The 24,978-nt window shown below is 58.3% G+C and carries 22 protein-coding genes; 13 read left to right on the top strand and 9 right to left on the bottom strand.

Going from position 1 to position 24,978, the window contains the following annotated elements:
- Window positions 1-12 precede the first annotated feature (12 nt).
- Both SOR61_RS03365 and SOR61_RS03360 read right to left on the bottom strand, forming a co-directional pair.
- Window positions 13-462: a helix-turn-helix domain-containing protein gene (locus SOR61_RS03365; RefSeq protein ID WP_320611281.1), complete on the bottom strand. Its 450-nt coding sequence runs from the start codon at window positions 460-462 to the stop codon at window positions 13-15.
- Between the two features lie 153 nt (window positions 463-615).
- Window positions 616-2,637 (bottom strand): sigma-54-dependent Fis family transcriptional regulator, encoded by a 2,022-nt coding sequence (locus tag SOR61_RS03360; RefSeq protein WP_320611280.1) that lies wholly within the window; start codon window positions 2,635-2,637, stop codon window positions 616-618.
- Between the two features lie 328 nt (window positions 2,638-2,965).
- Here SOR61_RS03360 and SOR61_RS03355 point away from each other — a divergent pair, with 328 nt between their 5' ends.
- From SOR61_RS03355 to SOR61_RS03340, 4 genes are all read left to right on the top strand, one after another.
- Window positions 2,966-4,546, top strand: coding sequence for a thiamine pyrophosphate-binding protein (locus SOR61_RS03355; protein ID WP_320611279.1), 1,581 nt, complete (start codon window positions 2,966-2,968; stop codon window positions 4,544-4,546).
- Between the two features lie 204 nt (window positions 4,547-4,750).
- On the top strand, window positions 4,751-4,999 hold the full coding sequence (locus SOR61_RS03350) for a hypothetical protein (protein WP_320611278.1): 249 nt from the start codon (window positions 4,751-4,753) through the stop codon (window positions 4,997-4,999).
- A gap of 178 nt (window positions 5,000-5,177) precedes the next feature.
- Complete coding sequence (locus SOR61_RS03345) at window positions 5,178-5,978, top strand: MATE family efflux transporter (RefSeq protein WP_320611277.1); 801 nt, start codon at window positions 5,178-5,180, stop codon at window positions 5,976-5,978.
- Entirely contained in the window at window positions 5,917-6,840 is a 924-nt protein-coding gene (locus tag SOR61_RS03340; protein ID WP_320611297.1) for a MerR family transcriptional regulator, read from the top strand. The genes SOR61_RS03345 and SOR61_RS03340 overlap by 62 nt, the downstream gene beginning before the upstream one ends.
- Before the next feature lie 68 nt (window positions 6,841-6,908).
- On the opposite strand, the gene bilS is transcribed toward SOR61_RS03340, so the two are convergent.
- The 3 genes from bilS to SOR61_RS03325 all read right to left on the bottom strand — a co-directional run bounded on the left by bilS (window position 6,909) and on the right by SOR61_RS03325 (window position 8,377).
- A complete protein-coding gene (bilS, locus tag SOR61_RS03335) occupies window positions 6,909-7,394 on the bottom strand; it encodes a flavodoxin family protein BilS (RefSeq protein WP_320611276.1) in 486 nt (161 codons plus the stop codon).
- A gap of 117 nt (window positions 7,395-7,511) precedes the next feature.
- A complete protein-coding gene (locus SOR61_RS03330) occupies window positions 7,512-8,057 on the bottom strand; it encodes a DUF2812 domain-containing protein (protein ID WP_320611275.1) in 546 nt (181 codons plus the stop codon).
- Window positions 8,054-8,377, bottom strand: coding sequence for a PadR family transcriptional regulator (locus SOR61_RS03325; RefSeq protein ID WP_320611274.1), 324 nt, complete (start codon window positions 8,375-8,377; stop codon window positions 8,054-8,056). Before SOR61_RS03325 ends, SOR61_RS03330 begins: the two co-directional genes overlap by 4 nt.
- Window positions 8,378-8,563: 186 nt before the next feature.
- Here SOR61_RS03325 and trxA point away from each other — a divergent pair, with 186 nt between their 5' ends.
- The 7 genes from trxA to nspC all read left to right on the top strand — a co-directional run bounded on the left by trxA (window position 8,564) and on the right by nspC (window position 15,881).
- On the top strand, window positions 8,564-8,872 hold the full coding sequence (gene trxA / locus SOR61_RS03320; RefSeq protein ID WP_320611273.1) for a thioredoxin: 309 nt from the start codon (window positions 8,564-8,566) through the stop codon (window positions 8,870-8,872).
- 621 nt (window positions 8,873-9,493) lie between these two features.
- The gene (gene speD / locus SOR61_RS03315; protein WP_320611272.1) at window positions 9,494-10,252 is read left to right on the top strand and encodes an adenosylmethionine decarboxylase; all 759 of its coding nucleotides are present in this window, start codon (window positions 9,494-9,496) and stop codon (window positions 10,250-10,252) included.
- A gap of 12 nt (window positions 10,253-10,264) precedes the next feature.
- Window positions 10,265-11,716 carry an aminotransferase class I/II-fold pyridoxal phosphate-dependent enzyme gene (locus SOR61_RS03310; RefSeq protein ID WP_320611271.1) on the top strand — a complete coding sequence of 484 codons (1,452 nt, stop codon included), beginning with the start codon at window positions 10,265-10,267 and terminating at the stop codon, window positions 11,714-11,716.
- 12 nt (window positions 11,717-11,728) lie between these two features.
- Window positions 11,729-12,580 (top strand): polyamine aminopropyltransferase, encoded by an 852-nt coding sequence (gene speE / locus SOR61_RS03305; RefSeq protein ID WP_320611270.1) that lies wholly within the window; start codon window positions 11,729-11,731, stop codon window positions 12,578-12,580.
- On the top strand, window positions 12,570-13,427 hold the full coding sequence (speB, locus tag SOR61_RS03300) for an agmatinase (RefSeq protein WP_320611269.1): 858 nt from the start codon (window positions 12,570-12,572) through the stop codon (window positions 13,425-13,427). The genes speE and speB overlap by 11 nt, the downstream gene beginning before the upstream one ends.
- 76 nt (window positions 13,428-13,503) lie before the next feature.
- Window positions 13,504-14,763, top strand: coding sequence for a saccharopine dehydrogenase family protein (locus SOR61_RS03295; protein WP_320611268.1), 1,260 nt, complete (start codon window positions 13,504-13,506; stop codon window positions 14,761-14,763).
- Entirely contained in the window at window positions 14,763-15,881 is a 1,119-nt protein-coding gene (gene nspC / locus SOR61_RS03290; protein ID WP_320611267.1) for a carboxynorspermidine decarboxylase, read from the top strand. The genes SOR61_RS03295 and nspC overlap by 1 nt, the downstream gene beginning before the upstream one ends.
- 153 nt (window positions 15,882-16,034) lie before the next feature.
- Here the strand turns inward: nspC and SOR61_RS03285 are convergent, their stop codons facing one another.
- Window positions 16,035-19,517 (bottom strand): S-layer homology domain-containing protein, encoded by a 3,483-nt coding sequence (locus tag SOR61_RS03285; protein WP_320611266.1) that lies wholly within the window; start codon window positions 19,515-19,517, stop codon window positions 16,035-16,037.
- 332 nt (window positions 19,518-19,849) lie between these two features.
- On the opposite strand from SOR61_RS03285, the gene SOR61_RS03280 reads away from it, so the two are divergent.
- Window positions 19,850-20,593 carry an FAD:protein FMN transferase gene (locus tag SOR61_RS03280; protein WP_320611265.1) on the top strand — a complete coding sequence of 248 codons (744 nt, stop codon included), beginning with the start codon at window positions 19,850-19,852 and terminating at the stop codon, window positions 20,591-20,593.
- Entirely contained in the window at window positions 20,553-20,708 is a 156-nt protein-coding gene (locus SOR61_RS03275; protein WP_320611264.1) for a hypothetical protein, read from the top strand. Before SOR61_RS03280 ends, SOR61_RS03275 begins: the two co-directional genes overlap by 41 nt.
- Before the next feature lie 126 nt (window positions 20,709-20,834).
- Here the strand turns inward: SOR61_RS03275 and SOR61_RS03270 are convergent, their stop codons facing one another.
- The 3 genes from SOR61_RS03270 to SOR61_RS03260 all read right to left on the bottom strand — a co-directional run bounded on the left by SOR61_RS03270 (window position 20,835) and on the right by SOR61_RS03260 (window position 24,740).
- Window positions 20,835-23,570, bottom strand: a complete 2,736-nt coding sequence (locus SOR61_RS03270; protein WP_320611296.1) for an S-layer homology domain-containing protein — start codon at window positions 23,568-23,570, stop codon at window positions 20,835-20,837.
- 256 nt (window positions 23,571-23,826) lie between these two features.
- Window positions 23,827-23,967, bottom strand: a complete 141-nt coding sequence (locus SOR61_RS03265; protein WP_320611263.1) for a hypothetical protein — start codon at window positions 23,965-23,967, stop codon at window positions 23,827-23,829.
- 479 nt (window positions 23,968-24,446) lie between these two features.
- The gene (locus tag SOR61_RS03260) at window positions 24,447-24,740 is read right to left on the bottom strand and encodes a hypothetical protein (protein WP_320611262.1); all 294 of its coding nucleotides are present in this window, start codon (window positions 24,738-24,740) and stop codon (window positions 24,447-24,449) included.
- Window positions 24,741-24,978: the final 238 nt, after the last annotated feature.

The raw sequence follows: 24,978 nt of genomic DNA, 5'->3' as shown, positions 1-24,978 counted from the left end.
CCAGAGAAAGGGTTAGAGCTGTCCTTTCCATACCCGGGCCAGAATGTCTTTTAACACCAAAAGAGCATCCGTATTGTTGTAGCCGTAGTCCACCCGCAGCTGGGTGAGCATCTCCTGGATCTGCGGGGCATAGTCCTCTACCCGCACTTTCTGGTGATAGGTCGCCAGGACCGGATACTTCTTGCTCCAGACCTTGTTCCAATCCAGTTTTTTCTGGGTTTCCTCGCTGACGCTGTCAATCATCTCCCTAACCTGCGCCTCATCCACATCGTAGTCAATGAGTTCATCCAAGGTCATGTGGTAGAGCACCGCCAGCTGCTTAGACTGGCGAATGTCCGGCAGGGTCTCGCCGGTCTCCCACTTGGAGATGGTCTGGCGGCTGACCCCCAGTTTCTCCGCCACGTTCTCCTGGGAAAGTCCGCTCTTCTTTCTGGCGTGGTACAAACTGCTTCCTAAGCCCATGGTGCGTCCTCCTGCCTTGTATGAGATGCTCTCAGTATACCGGGTCCCGGAGAAAAAAGCCACCTGGCAGACGCGGCAATTCCGCCCGTTTTCCTGACAATGCTCTTTCCGTTCCGAAAAAGGAGAGAGGCGAAAATCGCCTCTCTCCTTTCGTTACCCTTTTTTCTTGTAGTCCTTGGGGTTAACGCCATATTTATTCAGCTTCCGATACAGAGTACTCAGGGGCATATGAAGGGCCGCCGCTGTCTTTTTGGCGTTCCCCTCCTGGGCTTTCAGCTCGCTGATAATACTCTGGTACTCCTCCAGATGGCTCTGGCTGCCCCGGGTATCCTCCGTCTCTTCAGGCGGGTCGACGTTCTCCCGTGTGCCGTCCTTCTTTTCCTGCCGGGCTTTATCTGCGTAATAGTTACTCAGCAGCGTAGTGGGAAGATCACTCAAATGGATCACCGAATCCTCTGCGATATGCAGGGTCTCCTCCACCATGGCCTCCACCTCTCGGGTATTGTTGGGCCAGTGATAGGCCAGCAGTGCCTGCTCCACCTCCGGGTCCACGGAGACCGCCGGCTTTCCTGCGTCAAACTGGTACTGCTCCACAAAATGGCGGGCCACCGGCATGATGTCCTCCTTCCGCTCCCGCAGGGGAGGGATGGTAATAGTCATGGCATTGAGCCGGTAGTAGAGGTCACCCCGGAAGTTTCGCTTCTGCACCGCAGAGAGCAGGTTCGTAGTGGTGGCAACGATGAGTTTAAAGGACACGCTTTTGGCGTACTTTCCCCCTAAACGGGTGACTGTCCCGGTTTGCAGCACCTGGAGCAGGTCACCCTGCGCCTCAAGGGAGAGGCAATCGATTTCGTCAATAAACAGAGTTCCCCCGTTGGCCAGCTCAAATTTCCCGGTGTATCCATTTTCCTTGCCACCGCAGAACACGCCTCCCTCGTACCCGAACAGATCGCTCTCCAGCAATCCCCGCGGGAGCTTGCTGCAGTTCAGGGAAACAAAGGGGCCGTCCGCCCACTGACTACTGTTGTGGATGGCCTGGGCGATGATCTCCTTACCCGTCCCCTGCTCACCAAAAATGAGCACCGGGGTGGATGTTGTGGCTGCCACCATCCCCATAGCTTTCACTGACTGAATCCCCGGAGATACGCCAATCACTGAGTCAAAGGTATAATGGGCGGAAAACTCGTTGCCCCGGTACACCAGATGGGCCATTTCCGCCCGGGACTCCAATTTAATCAGTGTGATGTGCAGTCCGTTCGTGTCGTCCGCAGGAATCACCGTGAGGCTCACGTCTAAGGGTGTCTGGTACCGGTTAAGGATAGTACACTCCATAGATGAAATCCGCTGACGCAGAGACTGCGCCGGAGCAGGCAGCGAATCCTGCCGCAGAACAGAATACACCGACTGTCCGATGAGGGTATCCTCCCCTACAGCCAGCACCTCTCTGGCCTTGGCGTTGTGATGGATGATCACGTTGTCTCCATTTAAAACAAGGATTCCTTCGTTAAAGGCGTCCAAGGTAGAGGTCAGCACTGCGTTGGTCTGTCGGAAAGACAGCTCTCGCTCAATGCCGCTGATGGCGATCTGGAGCATGGCCAGAGCAGAGGGATGGTAATTCTTCAAAGGCCCGGAGATATCCACGCAGCCGATGCAGTGGTGGAACTGGTCGTGAATGGGCGCAGCGTAGCAGATGCTGTTATGGTTGCTCTGTTGGAAATGCTCCGGGCCAAACACCGACACTGGCCTTTGCAGCTGGAGGCAAAGGGAAATCCCATTCACCCCAGCAGCCTCCTCTGCAAAGAGGCTTCCGTTTTCGATCCGAAACTGTTCCGGTGGCTCTCTGGATACGCTGTCATCAAAAATGGTATCAAGAATACATCCGTTCTTATCGACGATGGTAATTTGGTATCCACTATCTCGGAGATACTCAAAAAGGTTCAGCAGATAGGGTCGGGCGATGGAAATGAACTGTGCATTCTCTTCCTGGATTTTATAAAGCGTTTCCTCAGGGATTGGTTTTCCCAACGACAGAGGATTTACCTTTCCTTTGGTCCGCCGCCAGGAATCAACGATCTCCTGGCGCACCCCTTCAATGTGCTCCGGAACCGGTTCCGGTCCCAAAACATAGCGTTCCCACGCACGTTGGATGGCAGGAAAATCGAAGGACGAAATCATGGTCCCCCTCCTCTCAGAAATGAGAATTTCTTGATTTGAGAAAATTCTATCATATTTTTAAGAACGCCGCAAGCATTCTTCTTAACAAATCGTAAAAAACAAGAATCTTGTTCTATCGCAATCGAAGAAACCCAAAATTCTCACTATTCCTCCTTGAGCAGCGAGAAATAGTGTGATAATATTATCGCATAAAGGATGAGTCGCCAAAAAAACAAGATTTTTCTCAGTACCCCTATAAGCACCGCCTGTTCCTGAGAAAAATTTCCTGTCCCCTATGCAGGCCGCTTTCCGGTTTTCTCATCCAAACTCTACTACGGGAGGATCTATCATGATTTACAAGCCTGACAAAGTGTCGAAAATGAAAGGCGCTGATATCATCGCTGAGTACATGATGAAGGAAAAGATCCCATACATGATTGGTTATGCCGGACACGGCGCCATCGGTATGCTGGACTCTTTCTTCAACAAGCAGGATGATATCAAGATCGTATGGCCCAGAATCGAAACTGCCTGCGGTTTCATGGCCGACGCCTACTTCCGCGTAACCAAGCAGCCTCTGCCTGTTTACGTCTCTACTGGCCCGGGCCCGGCTCTGTCTACCTGCGCCGTAGCCAACGCATTCTACGATTCCTCTGCCTTCCTTCAGTTTACCGGACAGGCCCCCTTGTCTCAGTTTGACACTGGCGCCCTCCAGGAACAGTACCGCTATCACCAGGCTGACTTCTCCACAGCGATTCAGCCCTACGTGAAGCAGAGCTACCAGGCCGTCACCGCAGGACAGCTCTCTTCCTTCCTTCCCAAAGCTTTCAAGCTCATGAAGACCGGCCGTCCCGGCCCCGTCCACATCGAAGTTCCCTACGACGTCTACCAGCTGGAAGCCGAGACCGTCATCGCAGACCCCATCGACTGGTCCGACTCCATCGCCTGGCGCACCGGCGCAGAAGAGCGGGTTGTCGGCTCCATTCTCCAGAAGCTGAAGGATGCCAAGCGGCCCCTTATCCTGGCTGGCGGCGGCGTCAACCACTCCTCCGCCCAGGAAGAGCTGCGGATCTTCGCCGAGGCAATGAACATCCCCGTCATCACCTCCCTTATGGGTAAGTCCTCTCTGCCGGAGTCCCATCCCCTGTGTCTGGGCGTCAACGGCACCTGGGGCCACTACCCCGCCGTGGAAGCCGCCCGCAACGCCGACGTGATCCTGGCCTTGGGCTGCCGCTTCAACGACCTGCACACCGCCACCTGGCAGCCCGGCTTCGCCTACAACTTCCCCGTCACCAAGCTCATCCAGGTGGACATCGACGCCACCGAGATCGCCCGCAACTATCCCGTGGATGTTGGCGTGGTGGGCGACATCCGCACCGTCCTCACCCAGCTCATCGAGATGGCCAAGGAAAAGAAGGTCCAGGGCGACTACACCGTCTGGCACCAGGAAATCGCCGGTTTCCGCAAGGAATGGGGCGACTTCGTCACTCCCTTCGGTCAGAGCGACGCCGATCCCATCGATCCCCGCCGCCTGATCACCGAGATCCGCAAGGTGGCTCCCAAGGACGCCATCATGTTCTCCGACGTGGGCAACAACCAGCCCTGGGTGGAGCAGTACTGGACCACCGAAACCCCCAACACCCACTTCACCGCCGGCGGCTTCGCTGCCATGGGCTTCGGCGTCGTAGGCGTGCTGGGCGCCAAGCTGGCCCGTCCCGAGACCACCTGCATTAACGTCTGCGGCGACGGCGTCACCATCACCAAGCCCGGCGACATTGCCGGCGCCGTGGAGAACGCCATCAAGTCTGGCCGTCCCACCGTCATCGACGTGAAGATTGACCGCGATATCACCGTACCCCTTACCACCACCTGGCAGATGCCTCCCATTCCTCCCGCACTGCCTACCTTCGGTAAGATCAAGGTCCGCTGATCTGCCACGGGGATTGGCCGGACCGGGATCGCCGGCCAATCTCCCTCATGCAGTCTCAGGAAAGGAGCTTTTCTATGGAAACCATGGAACCTCTCATCCAGTACATTCATGACAAACCCTATCCATGCCTTCATCTTCTGGAATGCTTGTCCATGGGTCGGCGATATCGGCCCGACGGCATCCTCCCGGAAGAGCTTCTGGAGGATGAAGATCTTCCGGGATCTCATCTATGTGATGCAGGGTCTTATGAAGGCCGACCACAAGTTCTACAAGGTCAACGGCATATATGACTTCCCTCAGAAGCAGAAAAAGCGCATCGTACAGATGAAGCTGGTGGGCGCCCTCCTCTCCCTGCCCTCTGCCCAAAAGAAGATGAAAGGCCAGATGAACCGCTACATCATTGCCCCCTATGAAAAGGTGGTGCAGCAGGCCGCCGGGCAGAGGCAGGCATGACCGCCGGCGTCCCCTGCACGGTGGTCCTCGCACGCTCTCTTCTCTCCCTCTTTAACCCAGGAGCGGCAGGAGAAAAAGCCTCTTGACTGTACCGTTACTGTACCCTTTATAATCGACATGACCCTGCCGGGCACCCCTCTTTCGGGGGCCCGGCCATCCTTTGCAGAAAGGGGCGTCTGTGGCTGCCGCTATGAAGATCCAGCTTTCCGACCACTTCACTTACCCCCGGCTTCTCCGGTGGGTCCTTCCCTCCGTGCTCACCATGATCATCACCTCTGTGTACAGCATGGTAGACGGTCTCTTTATCTCCAACTTCGTGGGCAAGCTTCCCTTTGCCACCATCAACCTGGTCTTCCCCTTCTTTATGATCCTGGGGTCTGCCGGCTTTATGATGGGGACCGGCGGCAGCGCCATTGTGGGCCGCCTGCTGGGCCAGCAAAACCCTCAGGAGGCCAACCGCAGCTTCTCCCTCTTCGCCTGCTTCACTTTTGGGGCGGGGGTGGTGCTGGCGGTCCTGGCCCAGGTCTTCCTCCCCCATATCGTCCGTCTGCTGGGGGCCACAGGCTCTATGGCGGGAGACTGCATCCTCTACAGCCGGATCATCCTCCTGGCCATGCCCTTTTTCATGCTCCTCATCGCCTCCCTGCTCTCCCCCGTCCTGGCTCAGATCTTTGTGGGCTACGACCCTCAGCTGTGCGCCTTCACCGCCCACGCCCTGCGCATCTATTCCTTCGCCTTTCTCCTCAGCGGCCTGAACATTTTCGGCTCCGCCTTCTTCACCGCGCTGAGCAACGGTCCTGTTTCCGCCGCCATCTCCTTTCTTCGTACCCTGGCCTTTGAAGTGGGCAGTGTGCTGCTGCTCCCCCTGGTGCTGGGGGTGGACGGGATCTGGCTGTCCATCACGGTGGCAGAGGCAGCTGCCCTGGCGGTCACCACCTGTTTTCTTCTCTGGGGCCGGAAGAAGTACCACTACGCCTAAGCCATCCAAAGGAACCTCCATCCATGAAAAAAACAGAAAATACTATACCATCGGTCAGTTCGCCGCCCTCCACGGCATCAGCAAAAAGACCCTGCTCTGGTATGATTCTATCGGTCTCTTCCACCCGGACCACGTGGGAGAAAACGGCTACCGCTACTACACCGCCGCTCAAAGCCTCCCTCTGTGCGCCATCCTCACCCTCCGGGACCTGGAAGTGCCCATCGCCCAGATCCGCCCCTTTACCCACGCCCCCTCCCCCGACACCCTGGAACCTCTGCTCCAGCAGCAGCTGGCGAGCCTGGATCAGCGCATCACCCAGCTGCAAAGTACCCGCCGCTTCATCACCTCTTACCTGGAAAACCTGAAGATCCTGCGGGAAACCGATCTCTCTGCCATCACACTGGTGGAAAAGACCTGGGCGCCCCTGGTGCTGGTGCCCACCACCCGGGACGCCTCCTATGAAGAGGACTTTGAGCGCATCTGCCAGCAGACCAACGACTACTCCACCCGGGAGCTGTCCAGCGCCCTCTTCGGGGCCATGGTCCCCGTAGAGAGCCTTTACGAAGGAGACTATACCAACTACACCGCTCTCTTCATCCAAATGGACGCCCCCGCCAAACACGGCTGTCTCCACACCCCGCCCAGGGGCACCTATCTCCGGGCCTTCTGCCAGGGGGATTGGAGTGCTCTGCCCGGCCGCTACCAGGAGATCATGGACTATGTCCGGGAACAGGGCATTCCCCTCACGGGCTGCGCCTACGAAACCACCCTCAACGAGGGCACAGCCCCGACCCCGCAGGACTCCATCGTGTGCATCGAGATCCCTGTCGATCCCTCTTACCAAAGGGAAAAATCCCCCTGACGCAACGAAAAGCCCCGGTATTCCGAAGGCAGGTCCCCTTCGGAATACCGGGGCTTTTTTCGTTTCTATCAGGGGTGTACCGCTTGCTTCAGCGCGTCCAGATCCCCCTGGTCCGGGTGGTGCAGCGCCCGGTCAAAGTTGTCCAGCATGGCCTGACGGCGGGGTCTGTCCTCCATGGCCTCGTACCGGCGGCGCACCGCCTGGGGCATCTTCCCCTGGCACATATAGGTGCCGGTGAGGGTCACCCCTTCCCCAATATTCTCCCGTACGTTGGTCAGGATCTTGGAAAAATAGGCCTCTCCCCCGCCGAATCCGGCGGTGCCGAAGAGGAACACCTGCTGCCCGGGGACGAGCTTCTTTAAAAAGTCTCCTGCGTCCTGGTCGCAGGTCCCTTTGTCCGTCCAGAACCCCACATAGAGGACCGATGCCTCCAGAGCCTGGTCACAGGGCGGACCGAAATACAGACAGTCCTCCCGGGGAAGGGTCTCCCGCAGAGCTTCTGCCAAAAGCCTGGTGTTGCCGGTTTTGCTGCTGTATACGATGGCATAGCGCATGATGGTCATCTCCTTTTTCCTCCGGAGAACAGGAAGGAGGACGGACCCGGCCGGAGGTTCCCCGGTCCTGTCAGTCTCAGTATACCGCCCCTTTTCCTGCTCCGTCAAGGCTGCGCCTCACTCCCGCAGGCGGCGCTCCCGGCGCAGCTGCCCCAGCTGCCGCTGGAGCTGGATGAGTCCCGCGGTCAACATCCCCAGCACCACGGCCCAGGTGATGAGCGCAGGCAAGAGGGCACGGTCTCCCCGGACTGCGCCGCCAATGGCCAGGACCAGCAGGAGGAAGAGCAGCACACCGGGAATGAGGATCTGCCGGCGGGCCCGCAGCAGCAGGGCCTCCTCCCCGGCCAGATCGGAGTACACAGAAAAGGGCCCCAGCGCCGCCGGTCGGCGGAGATAGATCCACCGGTTGATCCCGCCCACCCACTGGGCGCCGCTCTCCTGAATAAGGTCCAGATACTCCTGTCCCTCCTGGCTGTCCATGGAAAAGGCAGGGCGGTCCAGCCGCACCACCCACTGGCCCGGCTGGCTGCGGCGGAAACGGTAGCGCAGTCCGTTGCTCTCCTCCAGCGCCCAGCCCTCCTCTGCCATCTGGTTCAGCCACGCTTCTTCCCGCTGATAGTCCCAGGCAAAATACAGACGAAACACCCGTTTTTCTTCCTTCATACCGGTTCCCCCCATTCTTTCGTCACTGCCTCCCCGTTGGCGGTGAGTTCCCGCAGGCGAGCCAGCTCGGTTCGCACAGCCTGCCGCCCCGCCGGGGTCAATTCATAACACTTCTTTCGTCCGCTCCCTCCAGCCGGACAGATCCACCCCTTCTCCTGCAAGGTGGTGAGCGCCCCGTATAAGGTACCCGGGGCCAGCCGCAGACGGCCGCCGCTCCACGCCTCCACCGTTTGCATGATGCCGTAGCCGTGAAGGGGCTGGTCCAGGGCCAGGAGAATATAGTAGACCGCCTCGGTCAGGGCGGTTGGATGCTCTGCCATGGTTTTGATCCCTCGCCTTCCGTTATATCGTCTTTCGATATAGTTATTATATCGGCAGCCGAGTGTTTTGTCAAGGCGAAAAAAATTGGGAGGAAGTGTGCCTTCATCACAGTACCCCGCCGGATTTTCCGCTATGCTATGGTCAAAGAAACAAACCAAGATCTTTTCAGAAAAGGAGTGCTGATGATGTCTGTTATTTCCATGAACCACGAGAATTTTGACCATACCATTTCCCAGTCCAAAAACCCGGTGCTGGTGGACTTCTGGGCCTCCTGGTGCGGCCCCTGCACCATGCTCTCCCCTGTGGTCGAGCAGCTGGCCGAAGAACACCCTGAACTCACCGTGGCCAAGGTCAACGTAGACGAGGCCCCGGAACTGGCCCGGCGCTTTCAGATCGCCGCCATCCCCACCCTGCTCCTCTTCCGGGACGGACAGCCCGCCGGCGTATCCGTGGGCGTCAAGTCCAAGCAGGAGCTGGAAGCCTTCGTCAAGTGATCCTCTCCCCCGCCTGCCGAGGCAGGCGGGGGAATTCTTTCGCCGCTGCAGAAAAAGGATTGACATTTCATGGGGAAGCCTTTATACTAATTCCGACATGTGATATGAGTGTTTGTACAGAGTATCCATGCAAATATTTCTTCTGACCACCCGCTCGAGGGTTAAAGGCCATACGGACAGCCGGGTCAACTGCCGAGGGGCGGCGTGTTTCGCTGCCATTATTGATTGGGCGCTTTGCTCAATTTTATGAGTTGGTTCTCTCAAAACTATTTGCGTATCCCTTACGCGACCACTTGTAAAACTGTCAATGAGACGTCAATAAGAGTAGTAAAAGTAAGTATTTGCTATATAGACTCTGTATGAATTCGCGTCTTTGTCCCGGAATTTCCCGGGAAAGGATCTGATTTCCCCTGCCGCTCGGTTTCTCAAAACCGGGTCTTACGGTGTGGCTTTTTCCCATATCTCTGATCCTTCTCTTTCTTTGACGGTACACAGGCAATGCGTAATCGACGCATTGCCTGTTTTTTTGCGCCCGTGACCTGGCGCAGACAGACCCGCACTCCGGGAACCATCCCACTTCCGGCAGGGAAGAAAAAGGAAAGAGAAATGGGGGGACTCACCATGGCCGATAAATTGCAGCTTTACGGGTTCAACAACCTGACCAAAGCGCTCAGCTTTAATATTTACGACGTTTGCTACGCCAAAACCGCCCGGGAACAGAAGGATTACATCGCCTACATCGATTCCCAGTACAACTCCGAGCGACTCACCGGCATCCTCACCGACCTGACCGACATGATCGGCGCCAAGGTGCTGAACATCGCCAAGCAGGACTACAATCCCCAGGGGGCCTCCGTGGCCATCCTCATCGCCGAGGGCTCCATGATCCCCGCCGGGGGCACCCAGCTGGCCCACCTGGACAAGAGCCACGTCACCGTGCACACCTATCCCGAGTACCATCCCGAGACCAGCCTGGCCACCTTCCGGGTGGACATCGACGTGGCCACCTGCGGGGAGATCACCCCCCTGTCCACCCTGGACTACCTCATCGGCTCCTTTGACTCCGATATCATCACCATGGACTACCGGGTCCGGGGCTTCACCCGGGACGTGGACGGCAAAAAGCTCTTCATGGACCACAAAGTCACCTCCATCCAGGACTACATCAACCCCGATATCCTCCGGCGGTACGACGCCGTGGACATGAACGTCTACGACGCCAACCTCTACCACACCAAGATGATGCTGAAGGAAGTGGACCTGCAAAACTATCTCTTCAAGACCGACGTCTATGAGCTGCCCCCTAAGGTCCGCCTGGACATCATGAGCAACCTGCGCCGGGAGATGATCGAGATCTTCAGCGGACGAAATGTTTATTAAGGAGGCGCAGCCATGAATCCTCTGGATCAGACCAGGGCCCCCATCTACGAAGCCCTGGAGCGGTTCCGGGCCATGCGGGTGGTGCCCTTTGACGTGCCCGGCCACAAGCGGGGCCGGGGCAACCCCGAGCTGGCCAAGCTCCTGGGGGAGACCTGCGTGAGCATGGACGTCAACTCCATGAAACCCCTGGACAACCTCTGCCACCCGGTCTCAGTGATCCGGGAGGCAGAGGAGCTGGCTGCCCAGGCCTTCGGCGCGGCCCACGCCCTCCTCATGGTAGGGGGCACCACCAGCGCCGTGCAGAGCATGATCCTCTCCGTGGTAAAGCGGGGAGACAAGATCATCCTCCCCCGCAACGTCCACCTGAGCGCCATGGGGGCGCTGGTGCTGTGCGGCGCGATCCCGGTTTACGTCAACCCCGCCTGCGACGACCGCCTGGGCCTCCCCCTGGGAATGCGCCTGGACCAGGTGAAAAAGGCCATCCGGGAAAACCCCGACGCCAAGGCCATTCTGGTGAACAACCCCACCTACTACGGCATCTGCTCCGACCTTCCCGGCATTGTCAAGCTGGCCCACGAGCACAATATGTACTGCCTGGCCGACGAGGCCCACGGCACCCACTTCTATTTTCACCCCGACCTGCCCGTGTCCGCCATGGAGGCAGGGGCGGACATGGCCGCCGTCTCCATGCACAAGTCCGGCGGCAGCCTCACCCAGAGCAGTCTCCTGCTGGCCGGCCCTCGGATGCAGCCCGGCCACATCCGCAAGACCATCAACCTCACCCAGACCACCAGCGCCTCCTACCTGCTGCTGAGCAGCCTGGACATCGCCCGGCGGAACCTGGCTCTCCGGGGACAGGAGGCCTTTTCCCGGGTGATCGAGATCGCCCGGTACGCCCGGGAGGAGATCAACGCCACCGGCGGTTACTACGCCTTCAGCCGGGAGCTGGTAAACGGGGACAGCGTATATGACTTCGACATCACCAAGCTGTCCGTCAACACCCTGGACGTGGGGTTGGCAGGTATCCAGGTCTACGACCTGCTCCGGGACGAGTATGACATCCAGATCGAGCTCGGCGACCTGGGGAACATCCTGGCCTATCTCTCCATCGGAGACCGGCTCCGGGACGTGGAGCGGCTGGTGGGCGCTTTGAGCGAGATCCGCCGCCGGTTCGGCGGCTCGGGCACCGACCTCATGAAACAGGAGTACATCGAGCCCAAGGTGGATGTCTCCCCCCAGGAGGCCTTTTACGCCCCCAAGCGCCGCCTGCCTCTGGAGGATACCGCCGGGCTGGTGTGCAGCGAGTTCGTCATGTGCTATCCCCCCGGCATCCCCATTCTGGCCCCCGGCGAGCGGATCACCAAGGAGATCATCGACTACATCCGCTACGCCAAGGACAAAGGCTGTTCCATCACCGGGCCTGAGGACCCGGACATCACCAGCCTCAATATTTTGGACACTTGAGAGGAGGACGCTATGGAATTTTGGTTCAGTGAAAAACAGACCCCCCATGTGAAACTCTCCATCCGGGTGGACCGCCAGCTGTACAGCGGACAGAGCGAGTTTCAGCGCATCGACGTATTCCAGTCCCCGGAGTTCGGCCGCTTCCTCACCCTGGACGGCTACATGATGCTCACAGAGAAGGACGAATTTATCTACCACGAGATGATCGTCCACGTGCCCATGGCCGTCCATCCCCATGTGCAGGATGTGCTGGTCATCGGCGCCGGAGACGGAGGCGTCATCCGGGAGCTGGTCCGCTACCCGGAGATCCGCCACATCGACATGGTGGAGATCGACCCCCTGGTGGTGGAGGTGTGCAAGGCTCACCTGCCCCAGACTTCCTGCTGCCTGGACGATCCCCGTCTCACCATCCACTACGCAGACGGGCTCAAGTTCGTCCGCTCCCCCCAGGACAAGTATGACCTTATCATCGTGGACTCCACCGACCCCTTCGGCCCCGGGGAGGGCCTCTTCACCCGGGAGTTCTATGGCAACTGCTACAAGGCCCTTCGGGCCGACGGCATCATGGTGAACCAGCACGAGAGCCCCTTCTACGAGGAGGACGCCGTGGCCTGCCAGCGGGCCCACAAGCGCATCGTGGAGTCCTTCCCCATCAGCAAGGTCTATCAGGCCCATATCCCCACCTATCCCTCCGGCCACTGGCTCTTTGGCTTTGCCAGCAAGAAATACCATCCCCTGCGGGACCTGGACGAAGCCCGCTGGAACCAGCGGGGCCTGCCCTGCCGGTACTATACCACCACCCTGCACAAGGGTGCCTTCTATATTCCCGCTTATGTAGAGGAGCTGCTGCGACATGTTGAGTAAACCCTTCGACGGCTTTATGGCCTGCGAAAAAGATCCCCGGGAGGCCCACACCATTCTCTTTGGCGCTCCCTTTGATTCCACCACCTCCTTCCGGCCGGGCACCCGCTTCGGCAGCGCCGCCATCCGGCAGGAGTCCTACGGTCTGGAGACCTACAGCCCCTACCAGGACAAGGACCTGGAGGACACCGCCGTCTGTGACCTGGGCGACCTGGAACTCTGCTTCGGGGACCCGGCCCGGGCCCTGGACGCCATCCAGGACCAGGCGGATGCCATCCTGGCTGAAGGCAAACGTCCCTTCCTCATTGGCGGAGAGCATCTGGTCACCCTGGGCGCCTTCCGGGCTGCTGTCCGAAAGTACCCCGACCTCCACGTCATCCACTTTGACGCCCACGCCGATCTCCGGGAGGACTACCTGGGCACCCCCCTCTCCCACGCCTGCGTGCTGCGGCGCTGCTGGGAGCTGGTGGGCGACGGACGGATCTTCCAGTTCGGCATCCGTTCCGGCACCCGGGAGGAGTTCCGCTGGGCCCAGGACCATGTGACCACCCACAAATTCGACCTGGACGGTCTGGAAACCGCTTTGACCGCCATTGGTGACAAGCCTGTCTACTTTACAGTGGACCTGGACGTACTGGACCCCTCGGTCTTTCCCGGCACCGGCACCCCGGAGCCGGAGGGGGTCTCCTTCTCTGCCCTGCGTCAGGCTGTGACCCTGGTGTGCAGCCGGGCCAACGTAGTGGCCTGCGACGTCAACGAACTCTCCCCCCACTACGACCCCACCGGGGTTTCTACAGCAGTGGCCTGCAAGGTCATCCGGGAGATGCTCCTGGCCCTGCCCCCGCGGTAACGCTCTATCCTGTTACCCCTATCTATCGGAACGCATTCTATTTTCTATCATAATCATCACAAAGGAGGACCCATCCATGAGCAAAGTCTTGATCATCGGCTGCGGCGGCGTAGCCAACGTCGCCATCCAGAAGTGCTGCCAGAACAGCGAGGTTTTTGAGGAGATCTGCATCGCCAGCCGCACCAAGAGCAAGTGCGACGCCCTGAAAGCCAAGCTGGAAGGCACCGTCAAAACCAAGATCACCACCGCCCAGGTGGACGCCGACCAGGTGGACCAGGTCATCGCCCTCATCAATGACGTGAAGCCCGATCTGGTCATGAACATCGCCCTGCCCTACCAGGATCTCACCATCATGGACGCCTGCCTGGCCTGCGGCGTGAACTACCTGGACACCGCCAACTATGAGCCGGAAAACCTGGACGAGCCCCAGTGGAAGGCCGCCTATGAAAAGCGCTGCAAGAAGCTGGGCTTCTCCGCTTACTTTGACTACTCCTGGCAGTGGGCCTATCAGGAGAAGTTCCGGGAGGCCGGCCTCACCGCCCTGCTGGGCACCGGCTTCGACCCCGGCGTGACCCAGGCTTTCTGCGCCTACGCCCAGAAGCACCTCTTTGACGAGATCGACACCATCGACATCCTGGACTGCAACGGCGGCGACCACGGCTATCCCTTCGCCACCAACTTTAACCCCGAGGTCAACCTGCGGGAAGTCTCCGCCCCCGGCTCCTACTGGGAGAACGGCCACTGGGTGGAGGTGGAGCCCATGAGCATCAAGCGGGAGTACGACTTCGACCAGGTAGGCAAGAAGGACATGTACCTGCTCCACCACGAGGAGATCGAGTCCCTGGCCAAGAACATCCCCGGGGTCAAGCGCATCCGCTTCTTCATGACCTTCGGCCAGAGCTATCTGACCCACATGAAGTGCCTGGAAAACGTGGGCATGCTCTCCACCACCCCCATCGACTACGAGGGCCACTCCATCGTGCCCATTCAGTTCCTGAAGGCCATGCTCCCCGACCCCGCCTCCCTGGGTCCCCGCACCCATGGCAAGACCAACATCGGCTGCATCTTCACTGGCCGCAAGGACGGCAAGGAGAAGAAGGCCTACCTCTATAACGTCTGCGACCACCAGGCCTGCTATCAGGAGGTGGGCAGCCAGGCCATCAGCTACACCACAGGCGTGCCCGCTATGGTGGGCGCCATGATGCTCCTCACTGGCAAGTGGAACAAGCCCGGCGTGTACACCGTAGAGGAGTTCGATCCCGATCCCTACATGGACGCTCTGAACCAGTGGGGCCTGCCCTGGCAGCTGGATGAGAACACGGAGCTGGTTGACTGATGTCCTTCCGTACCCCTTACTTTCTTGTGGATGAGGCAAGGCTCCTGGAGAACCTGACCCTCCTGCGGCGGGTGCAGGAGGAGGCCGGATGCAAGATCCTCCTGGCCCAGAAGGCCTTTTCCATGTTTGCCTGCTATCCCCTGCTCCGCCAGTATCTGGCGGGCACCACCGCCAGCGGCCTCTACGAGGCCAGGCTGGGCAAAGAGGCCTTCGGGGGCGAGACCCACGTGTTCAGCCCCGCCTACCGGCCGGATGAGTTTGACCAGCTGCTGACCTACGCCGACCACCTGGTTTTCAATTCCCCGGCTCAGGTGGCCCGGTACGCGCCCAAAGCCCGGACCGCCGGAAAAAGCGTGGGCCTGCGCATCAACCCCCAGTGCTCCACCCAGGAAGGCCACGCCATTTACGACCCCTGTGCCCCCGGCAGCCGGTTGGGCACTACTCTGGCCCACTTTGACCCCAGCCAGCTCCCTCTGCTGGATGGACTCCACTTCCACACCCTCTGCGAGCAGGACGCTGACGACCTGGAAACTACCCTGGACGCCTTTGAAGCCTCCTTCGGCCCTTGGCTCTCCGGCCTCAAATGGCTGAACCTGGGGGGCGGACACCACATCACCCGCCCCGGGTACCAGGTGGACCGTCTCATCTCTCTGGTGCGCCGCCTGCGGCAGCGGTACGGCGTGGAGGTCTATCTGGAACCGGGGGAAGCCGTGGTCCTCAACGCCGGGTTCCTGATGACCCGGGTGCTGGAGGTGGTGGAGAACGAAATGCAGATCGCCATTTTGGATGCCTCCGCCGCCTGTCACATGCCCGACGTACTGGAAATGCCCTACCGTCCGCCGCTGGAGGGCAGCGGCCAACCGGGAGAAAAGCCCCACCTCTATCGTTTGGCCGGGCCCACCTGCCTGGCCGGAGACGTCATCGGAGACTATTCCTTTGACCATCCCCTGACCGAGGGTTCCCTGCTGGTGTTCCAGGACATGGCCCTGTACACCATGGTGAAAACCAATACCTTTAACGGTATGGCGCTTCCCTCCATCGTCTGGCGGGATAAAGAGGGCAAGGAAACCCTCATCCGGGCATTCGGCTACGAAGATTTTAAAAGCCGCCTGTCCTAATCCACGAAGATAAAACAGCAAGGGCTCTCCCATTTTGGGAGCGCCCTTGCTGTTTTCGTTCTTATGGACCAGGATATGCGTGATCCCGGACCACGGAAGTTCAGTTTGGGAAGCCCATCACTTCCAGAACTGGTTGTTGTGGTCCTTGGTGTACTAGTGGGCGTGGCTGGCCTCTACGATGGTGTAGTAAGCCCAATGGCCCTTGTCCACGTCGGAGAACAGACGGAGTTCGTCAGCGTGAGCATCCACATAGCCGCGGTCGGCCTCACGGTCCAGCATCCGGTTGGTGATGGCAGCCACCTCGGCACGGGTGATGGTGTTGTTGGGACGGAAGGTATCGTCCTCATAGCCGTTGATCCAGCCGTACTGGATGGAACCCACCACAGCGTCATAGAACCACTGGCCGGGATGCACGTCAGAGAAGATGTTGTCTCCCTTGGTGCCGCCGTTGGTGAACCGCATGGCAATGGCGGTAAACTCAGCACGGGTGATGGCACGGTCCGGCTCAAACCGGTTGCCTTCCACGCCCTGGATCATCCCCAGGGAAGCCAGGGTGTTCACGGCCTTGGCGTACCAGGCGTTGTCGTTCACGTCGGTAAAGGACACGGTAATGGGCACGTTCTTCTCCAGCAGGAGGTTGCAGAACATCTGCGCCGCCTCGGCACGGGTCATGTTCTGCTGGGGAGCAAAGACCCCGCCGGGATAGCCGTTCAGATAGGCCATGTGATTCTTGGTGTCCAGCCAGTTAGACACGCCAGTGTCGCCGGGGCTGGCAGGCTGCCTGGTGAAGGTCACCTCAATAGTGTGCCACGCACGGACGTTCTGGAAGGTATACTTGTCCACCGGGCCCACACTCTTGCCGTCTACCACCACGTCCAGGATCTTGTACCCTTCGTTGGGGGTGATGGTGAAGTGCTGGCTGCCGCCCTGGGAGATACGGACGATGCCCTCGGGGCTGATGGTGCCGCCGGGGCCTGCGCTGGCCTCAATGCGGTAGCGGGTGGTGGGGTCATCCTTTGCAAAGACAGCCTTGATGGTGTGGTCGCCAGTTACCTTTTCGAAGGTATAGCTGCTCACCGCACCCACACTCTTCCCGTCCACAGTCACGTCCTTCACGTGATAGCCGCTGTTGGGCTGGATGGTGAAGGTCTGGTCTTTGCCGTCCTCTACCTTCACTTCACCCACGGGCGAGATGCTGCCGCCCTCCCCGGCAGTTGCCGTGATGGTGAAGAGCGCAGGGATAGAAAACGCCGAGAGGGGAGGCGTCGGCTCAATGCCGCTCTTCCAGTAGAGGTCTGCCAGAGGATCGTCCGCTGTCGTTCCTGCCATAGTGCCATCGGCCACGTGCCGTCTGGGGGAGGTGACGGAAATTTCACCATTCAGGGCCTTACCCGCCTGGCTTCCAGAGGAGAAGGCTGTGGCCCCCTGCAGGAAGGCCTGGGCGGTGGAGATGGTCCCCTGTCCGGTGACGCCGGTGCCGCCATTGCCGAAGAGGGGCCGGCCGCCGATGGCCACCACCGTTCCCTCACCGGTGATGGTGCCCTCGTCCAGCTGGATGGCAGTACCACCGGTGGCCGGCTGCACCTTTGCGTCGCCGCCGTAGACCACAAGGGTGGCCCCCTCCTCTACCGTGAGGGTCCCCTTCTTTACCAGAAGGCCGGCCTGACCAAGGACGCCATCCCCGGCCTCATCCCCCTGGATAAAGACCTTGCCGCGGACGGTGACGTTTCCGTTGGCCACCACCACAGGCTGGTTGCTGGTGCGGTCGGTGAGGTCACCGTTGGCCAGATAGTTGGTGTGGGAATAGATGGCAGCGTTCTCCAGGATGGCTCCATCCTGGAGCCGCAGCTGGCCGCAGAGGGAGGCGCCGGTCAGGAAGGTCCCTTTGCCGAAACCGTTGTAGTTCATGGAGAAGGTCCCGCCGTCGGCCACGTCGATGATCCCCTGGACCACAGAGTCCCGGAGGGTCAGTTTTCCGCCGTTTTCCACCACGATGCGAACGCTGCTGAGGATCTTCATGTTGACCAGGGTCAGATCGCAGCCGTTGGGGATGTGCAGGGTTTGGGGGATGTTGTCCGCCAGGACTTCCTCCCAGGGAATGTCATAACCCAGGTAGCCATAGGTACCGCTGGTGTGGGAGCCGTACCAGGCTTTCAGCGTGGCAGGGACCCGGACGCTGTTCTCCTCCTCCACCACGTTGCTGCCAAAGTGCTTGATGGCCCAGGGCTCCATGATGTCCCACATGTGCTTGCCGTCCTGGGTCTGTCTCAGATTTTCCAGTTTTAGCTGGTCGGCCAGCGTTTCTTCCCCGGTATAGACCCGGAAGGGCAGCGCATTGCTGGTGGCTGTGCGCCCCTGGGCGTCGGCCACTGTCATGGAGACCAGATAGTGGCCCGGATCTTTGGGGGTGCCGCTGAGGGTCAGCGCACTGCTGATGGTCAGATGGACCCCTCGCATCCCGCTTTCATGATTGGCGGGCGTTCCCTTTTCGGTATCCGGAACAATGGAGACAGTGCACTTGCTGCCATCAATGGTGATGTCAGAGGCGCCGCTCTCCAGTTCCTTCCAATCGTTCTCTTGGGGTTCCGTCCCCTTTTCCACCAGCGCCCCGTAGACGGTAACGTCGCTGTTTTTGTTGGTGGAGACGCTGCCTGTTGCGCCGGATACCCCATCGTAGTCCTTCTGTCCCACAATGGCCGCCTCAAAGGAGCCTTTCAGCTTCACATGCAGGTCATACCGGTCACCCTGACCGTCGTTGGCTTCCACGGTGGGGTTCTTGCCGTTCTTATCCAGCATGAATTTGAACTCCAGATCTTTGTAGCCCGTGGCGGTGAGTTTGATGACGTCACCGCTCTTCAAGGCAGCCGGCGCACCGGAGCTGAAGCTGTTGATGGAGAACACCAGACGGTTTTCCCCGGTTTCCGCAGCATATGCGCCGCCTGCGGAGGGCGCAAAGTCTCTCTTTTCCCAGGGCTCTCCGTTGACCTCTACGTTCGTGATGGCAGAGACATAGCCTTCCGCCTGTGTGAAGCCAATGTACCAATGATAGGCAGGAAAGATCCCGCCGTCATCCGTGACCTGGATCTGGTCCAGGGAGATGGTCTTTTCCGGCTGCGGGTCCGTCTCTCTGGCGCCGTCCCTCTGGATCTCTCCTGTGTAGCTGGCATCGGAACCGCTGCCGCTTCTGGTGAGAGTCAGGGTCAGGTCCTGGTAGCCCTCAGCAGACAGGACGACCACGGCAGGGGGCGTAAAGCTCTCGGTGATCTTCAGCACCTTCGGCAGATCATGTGCTTCCATATCCTTGTCCACCGTCCAGGCTCTTTTCTGGGACACAATGGTATGCTGTTTGCTGTAGGTCACCCCCTGCACCGTCACCTGGGAAAGGCTTTCCAGCCACGCCTTGGTCGCCTCATCCTGGCCAAAGTTCAGGTACACGTGGGAGGCCTCAATGTATTTCTTATGGTATGTTGCTGTCACTTGGGTGGGGGGAGCCGCCTGCTCCGCAGCCGCATGGCCGGCGCGGCTCTCCCGCACCTCCGGACCCGGGGCTTCCACCGCCGCCGCGTTGACCGCCAGCGAAGCCAGCATGGCCGCCGACAGCAGCAGAGACCCCACTTTTCGAAGGATCGTCTTCATGGTCTAACCTCCTGTTGCGTTTTCCGCCCATCCTTCCGGGCGGCGTTCAGTATGTCTGGCGTATATCCGCCGTACGTCGAAAAACAGCCGGTTGCAAACCACCCTCTTTCCATGGTATAATGCAGACCATCCTGCGCTGGGATATTTTATTTCCCATTCAGTTAGCTTTAACTAACCATTGTGCAAAATAAAATGCCGCTCATGGCTGCCTTTCCGCGACGGTTAGTTATGGCTAACCATCACAGAACAAAAGTATACCGAATCAGGAGGAATTTGTCAATGCTCGTTTTTCCTTCCCCTCTGCCTTTTCCCCCGCGAAAGGAGGCCTCTCTATGAAACGACAGTGGATCTTTGGACTTCTGGCCGCCTGCCTGCTCTCCGGCTGCGCCTCTTCCGCCGCCGGCCAGCCCCGGGAGACGAACTTTTTCGCCATGGACACCACCATGCATTTCACCGTATACGGAGAGTCGTCCCTCCTGGATGAGGCGAAAGCGCTGGTGACCGGTCTGGAAGAGCAGCTCTCCGTCACGGCGGAGACCAGTGCGCTGCACACCATCAACCGCACCGGCGCAGGGACCCTCACAGGGGCCGCCGCAGACCTGATGGCAGAGTCTCTGGCCCTTTGCCAGCGCACCGGCGGAGCCCTGGACCTCTCCATCTACCCGGTGGTGCGGGCGTGGGGCTTTACCACAGGCCGCTACCAAATCCCCCCAAGAGAGACGCTGGACGCCCTGCTCTCCCATGTAGATCACACCAGGATCCGGTTGGATGCGGAAACCGGGACCCTCTCTCTCCCTGCGGGTATGCAGATCGATCTGGGCAGCGTGGCCAAGGGCTACGTCGGCCGTCAGGCCGCCCAGCTCCTGCGGGAACACGGGGTGACCTCCGCCCTGCTGAATCTGGGTGGAAACATCCAGGCCATCGGCAGCAAACCGGACGGCACACTATGGAAGATCGCCGTCCAAGACCCCAACGGCGGCGCCCCTATCCTGGTTCTCTCGGTCCAGGACCAGGCCGTGGTCACCTCCGGGGACTATGAACGCTGCCGCCTTCTGGCGGGAAAGCCACGACTTTGAGGCTGTGTTCATCACCACCCAGGGGGACCTCTATCTCACCGACGGCCTGGCCTCCCGCTTCGCCCTGACAGAAGGGCACCAAAACACCGCAGTAAAGCTCTTGACCAGGGCATAAAACAGTCCCCCGGAGGATTTTCTCCGGGGGACTGCTGCATATTCTTCGGCGAACCGGGTGGGGAGCTTCTCTCAAATAAGAGAGTGCCTCGTCAGGCTCGGGTCCGTGTATGCTTTGGCTGAAGTCTTACTTGCCGCCGTTGCTCTGAGACCACTCTTTTTCCAGAGCGGGCCAGTCGCGCATGGGGAGGATCTTGGTCCAGATCTCGTACTCGACACCCTGGTCGTTCTTCTCCATGTAGTACTCGTGGGAGTTGGTGGCCTCCTGGATGGCCTCATAGTACCAGACAGTCTTATCCATGTTGTCGGACCACATCTTCATGTTGTCCAGCATATGGTGCTTGTGAGGCTTCCGCTTCAGCGTCCGGTTCACCAGGGTCACCGCCTCGGCACGGGTGATGGGGTTATCAGGACGGAAGGCGCCGTCCTCATAGCCGTTCACGAAGCCGGCAGAGGCCGCCTGGTTGATGTACTCTCTTGCCCAGTGGTTGGCAATGTCCGGGAAGAGGTCCTTGCCCTCATAGCTCAGGTCGAAGAAGCGCACCGCAATGGTGGCGAACTCTGCACGGGTGATCTTGCCGTTGGGACGGAAGGTTCCGTCCTCATAGCCGTCCAGAATGCCTGCGTTGGTCAGGGTGGAGATGGCGTTGTTGTACCACTGATCTGCTGCCACGTCCGTGAAGCTGTTGGTCTGGCTCCAGTACTGGTCGCGGGACTCGTCGGTCAGCAGGCGGAAGAAGATGGTAGCCACCTCAGCACGGGTGATGTCGCCGTTGGGCCGGACGGTGTCGTCGGTGTAACCCACGATATAACCATAGTGGTTCTTGGTGTCCAGCACGGGTGGCTTCACGTCACCGCCGCCGCCACCGGTGTGCCGCCATTGTGCGTACAGAGTAGTGTTTGCATTGATGTTGAACGTGTCGCCAGCATGGTATCTCGTTCCTGTGCCATCCTTATTGGTGGTCCAGTACAGGAATCTGTAGTGGGAACGATAGAACTTGTTCTTCAGCACAGTGACCTCGCTGCCAGCCACATAGGGGGAGTTTCCGTCATTCATGGTGCCGCGACCGCCGTTGGGGTCATAAGTTACTCTGTGTGTCTCAACAGCAACCGAAGTATGCGTCCACTCACCCTTGAGGGTCACGTCACTGGCGCCCATTGCCTGTTCGCCAGTGACAACTTCACCTTCACCATTCACTTTCCAGCCGCTAAAGGTGTATCGGCCATTCACATTGCCGTACGTATCCTTTGTCTCTACCACAGTATCTTTGGTATACTCAGTATCAACGGTATAAGGTTGATTATTTACCAAACCGGTAATATCACCAGGAAGGGTCTTACCTTCGGGAACATCACCGGTCCACTCATAGGTTACTCTGTGTGTCTCAACAGCAACCGGAGTATACGTCCACTCACCCTTGAGGGTCACGTCACTGGTACCCATTGCCTGTTCGCCAGTGACAACTTCACCTTCACCATTCACTTTCCAGCCGCTAAAGGTGTATCGGCCATTCACATTGCCATACGTATCCTTTTTTTCAATGGGATTGTACTGAGTGGAATCCACAGAATAACTCTGTCCCTGAATGTAATACTTTCCATCAGCAGGCGGTGTGGGAGCTCCCTCAGGAGCGTTGTCCCACTCATACGTCACCTTATATGCGGTCACGGGTACTGATGGGGAGTCGTTCAGTTTGGTCTCAGCCTGATCATCGCTCTCATTCTTATAAGTCATACTAGCAGCTTGATTAGTGGGATAATATTTTTTTCCTTCTTCCCACTGGGTATAGGAAGTATCCGCCTCAATGGGGAAGGTAATCACCAGCTTAGCGCCACTGTATTCCGTCTCTCCATTGACAGTCTTCTCTGTCACTGCGTTTTCTTTGTAATCAAACCCAGTAACGGAAATGGTTTTATCATTCCCATCTACTGTGACGTTGACCGTAACCCTATCAGTAATATCCTCAGATTCTCCCCAAGTGTAGTTGTCACCGTTCTTTCCCGCCACCCGGACCTTCGATACCTGTACATCATCTGTGGCGTTCTCAGGGAATGCAAAGTAGGGGGACAGGATATCCGACAGAACAGAGTTCGCATCAGGGTTAACCTTCAGGCTGGAGATCTCCTCAGAAATCTTCTGGAATACTTGATTCAGGCTTGCTGCATCGCTGGCGGCAAAATAGTAGTCCCCCACTACGCGGGTGCCAAGATTTATATATCCCTCAGCTTCCGGATAATTGGAGGAAACGCCATTCATGTAGGCGTTTGTCGGTGCCTCGGTGTCACTCGGATCAGCGCCTTCAAAAATGCCGATGGTATAAACAGCCACGCCTCTATTCTTCAAGTCTCTGGCTCTTTTAATTGCATCGTCGGCAACCTGCATTTCAAAGCCATTACTGCTGGTAGTACTTCCATCCGTGAACATGATGACAACTTTTTTGGCTTCTTCACGGCCGTCCTTCAAGGCTTCTTCCGCTTTTTCCATGCCAAAATCGGCTCGTGTAGCGCCGCCATGACGCAAGCCATTAACAGCCGATTCCAATTCAGGTGCGTTCGAAGCATCTGTCAGTTCTTTTACGATTTGAGAATAGTTACGGTTACCAAAATATGTTTCATTTCCAACTGTATTTTTTTTGTCACTTGCGAATTTCACAATACCGATCCGATGATTCACATCACTCTCAGCTGCGTTCTTCTGAACGCTATCAATGAAGGATCGGACCGAGTTTTTCAGTGCAGATAGTCTATTCGAGCTATCGCTGAACGGATCGTTCATGGACCCGGATACGTCCAGCACCAGAACAATATCCAGTGGTTCGGTCTTAGTTGTGGTCGTAACGGTGTTTTTGGCATATGCCTCCATGGTAATCTTTCTTCCATCCTCCGAGACAGACTTCGTGATCTGAATCGGGCTTTCGGAATCGGTAGACACTGAACTAGCCTGTGTCTCCCCCAGCGCAGCCAGCACGCTCATGGGCAGAAGGGATAGCATCATCACCAACGCCATGAAGCAAGATAGGACTCGTTTCTTCATTTTTTCTCCTTTCGTCATCTTGTGGATTTCAGGTTCGTTGACCCTGGCCCCACCTCCTTTTCTGTTGTACCGAAGCAGGCTGTACTCACCGTTCCAACTCAGCCATGATCCGGTCATACTGGAGTCTCCGCTTGCCGCAGCCCAAACCGGCGCACACCGGGCAGCCGTCGGCGTTGCTGGTATATAGACGGGCGCCTGCCAGACGCGCCCCTTGTCGCACCACCACACCCGCTTCTTACTCCCATGGGAGACATCTCTCTTTCGGAGGCAGGGTGCGTCGCACCCAGGGCGTCCCACTCATCTAGCAGAAACACCCAAGTGGTTCTGGCGCAAGCAATAGGTGCACAAGTTCTCCCTCAAACGACCACCTCCCTTTGTTCACAAAAACAATATGTTGTACAAAAATAGATGTAAACAAATATATACGTATCATATTTTCGGAAATTGTACCACAAAAAATTTAAAAAGGCAATACAAAGATCCTTCTTCAAGCGCGCCAAAAGAAGCCAAAAACACGCTATTTTTTTGCGACTTCCTTTGGCGCGTCTTTTTTCATCTTTTCAACAGGGCTGCATATAGTTCCAAAAGGAAGATATCCTCTGAATCGAGTCTCCTCCCGTGTTAACCATGCAAAATTTTATTTTTGTCTATTATCTTTTCATTTCATTGGCCAAACCCCAACAGTTCCAACTGTCTTGCGTGCTCCTACTCGGTGGAAATTAGATAAATCAGGGTGGTCTCGATGCTGGAGTATACAAACTCATCCGCCAGCTGGGCCAGGGTCCGTCTGGCCTTATAAAAGGTCCGGGCGAACAAATAGCGCAGGTTGCGGGGAAACACCTTGGTGGCCTCCACCCCCGCCTTCTGGCACAGCCCCTTCATCTCCGCCCGGCCCCGCCGGACCGCATCCCCGGCGATGTACTTCACCTCGCCCACCCGGATTCTCGTGCCGTCCATGGTCTCGATGTGTTCTATTCTGCCCTCTCTATAAAATCCCATGGCAGGTACCTCTATTGTACCTTCCTATGAAAACCGCTCCAACCTTTTCAAAAAAAGGAACCGGGAGCATCATCACGCTCCCGGTTCCTTTTCCTCTTGCTGCGCAAGAAAGGCCTCGTAGTCTTTCAGCAGGGCGTCCCAATCGGAAAACCGAGGGTCCCCCCGGTGGTCGGTCAGGATGCCCAGCGCCTGGAGGTACTCCCCCAGCCGCATGCTGACCTTCGTTGCCCCGTCGTTG

This window comes from Evtepia sp. (assembly GCF_034090835.1).
In the GTDB taxonomy this organism is placed as follows: Bacteria; Bacillota; Clostridia; order Oscillospirales; family Oscillospiraceae; genus Evtepia.
Note: the sequence above shows the minus strand (reverse complement) of the source record. Positions and strands in the feature narration are given on the sequence as shown.

Bases quoted from the DNA above. Each gene is read 5' to 3' on its own strand.
- SOR61_RS03365 (WP_320611281.1), bottom strand. From the start codon at position 462: ATGGGCTTAGGAAGCAGTTTGTACCACGCCAGAAAGAAGAGCGGACTT.
- SOR61_RS03360 (WP_320611280.1), bottom strand. From the start codon at position 2,637: ATGATTTCGTCCTTCGATTTTCCTGCCATCCAACGTGCGTGGGAACGC.
- SOR61_RS03355 (WP_320611279.1), top strand. From the start codon at position 2,966: ATGATTTACAAGCCTGACAAAGTGTCGAAAATGAAAGGCGCTGATATC.
- SOR61_RS03350 (WP_320611278.1), top strand. From the start codon at position 4,751: ATGAAGATCTTCCGGGATCTCATCTATGTGATGCAGGGTCTTATGAAG.
- bilS (WP_320611276.1), bottom strand. From the start codon at position 7,394: ATGCGCTATGCCATCGTATACAGCAGCAAAACCGGCAACACCAGGCTT.
- SOR61_RS03330 (WP_320611275.1), bottom strand. From the start codon at position 8,057: ATGAAGGAAGAAAAACGGGTGTTTCGTCTGTATTTTGCCTGGGACTAT.
- SOR61_RS03325 (WP_320611274.1), bottom strand. From the start codon at position 8,377: ATGGCAGAGCATCCAACCGCCCTGACCGAGGCGGTCTACTATATTCTC.
- trxA (WP_320611273.1), top strand. From the start codon at position 8,564: ATGTCTGTTATTTCCATGAACCACGAGAATTTTGACCATACCATTTCC.
- speD (WP_320611272.1), top strand. From the start codon at position 9,494: ATGGCCGATAAATTGCAGCTTTACGGGTTCAACAACCTGACCAAAGCG.
- SOR61_RS03310 (WP_320611271.1), top strand. From the start codon at position 10,265: ATGAATCCTCTGGATCAGACCAGGGCCCCCATCTACGAAGCCCTGGAG.
- speE (WP_320611270.1), top strand. From the start codon at position 11,729: ATGGAATTTTGGTTCAGTGAAAAACAGACCCCCCATGTGAAACTCTCC.
- speB (WP_320611269.1), top strand. From the start codon at position 12,570: ATGTTGAGTAAACCCTTCGACGGCTTTATGGCCTGCGAAAAAGATCCC.
- SOR61_RS03295 (WP_320611268.1), top strand. From the start codon at position 13,504: ATGAGCAAAGTCTTGATCATCGGCTGCGGCGGCGTAGCCAACGTCGCC.
- nspC (WP_320611267.1), top strand. From the start codon at position 14,763: ATGTCCTTCCGTACCCCTTACTTTCTTGTGGATGAGGCAAGGCTCCTG.
- SOR61_RS03285 (WP_320611266.1), bottom strand. From the start codon at position 19,517: ATGAAGACGATCCTTCGAAAAGTGGGGTCTCTGCTGCTGTCGGCGGCC.
- SOR61_RS03280 (WP_320611265.1), top strand. From the start codon at position 19,850: ATGAAACGACAGTGGATCTTTGGACTTCTGGCCGCCTGCCTGCTCTCC.
- SOR61_RS03275 (WP_320611264.1), top strand. From the start codon at position 20,553: ATGAACGCTGCCGCCTTCTGGCGGGAAAGCCACGACTTTGAGGCTGTG.
- SOR61_RS03270 (WP_320611296.1), bottom strand. From the start codon at position 23,570: ATGGAGGCATATGCCAAAAACACCGTTACGACCACAACTAAGACCGAA.
- SOR61_RS03260 (WP_320611262.1), bottom strand. From the start codon at position 24,740: ATGGGATTTTATAGAGAGGGCAGAATAGAACACATCGAGACCATGGAC.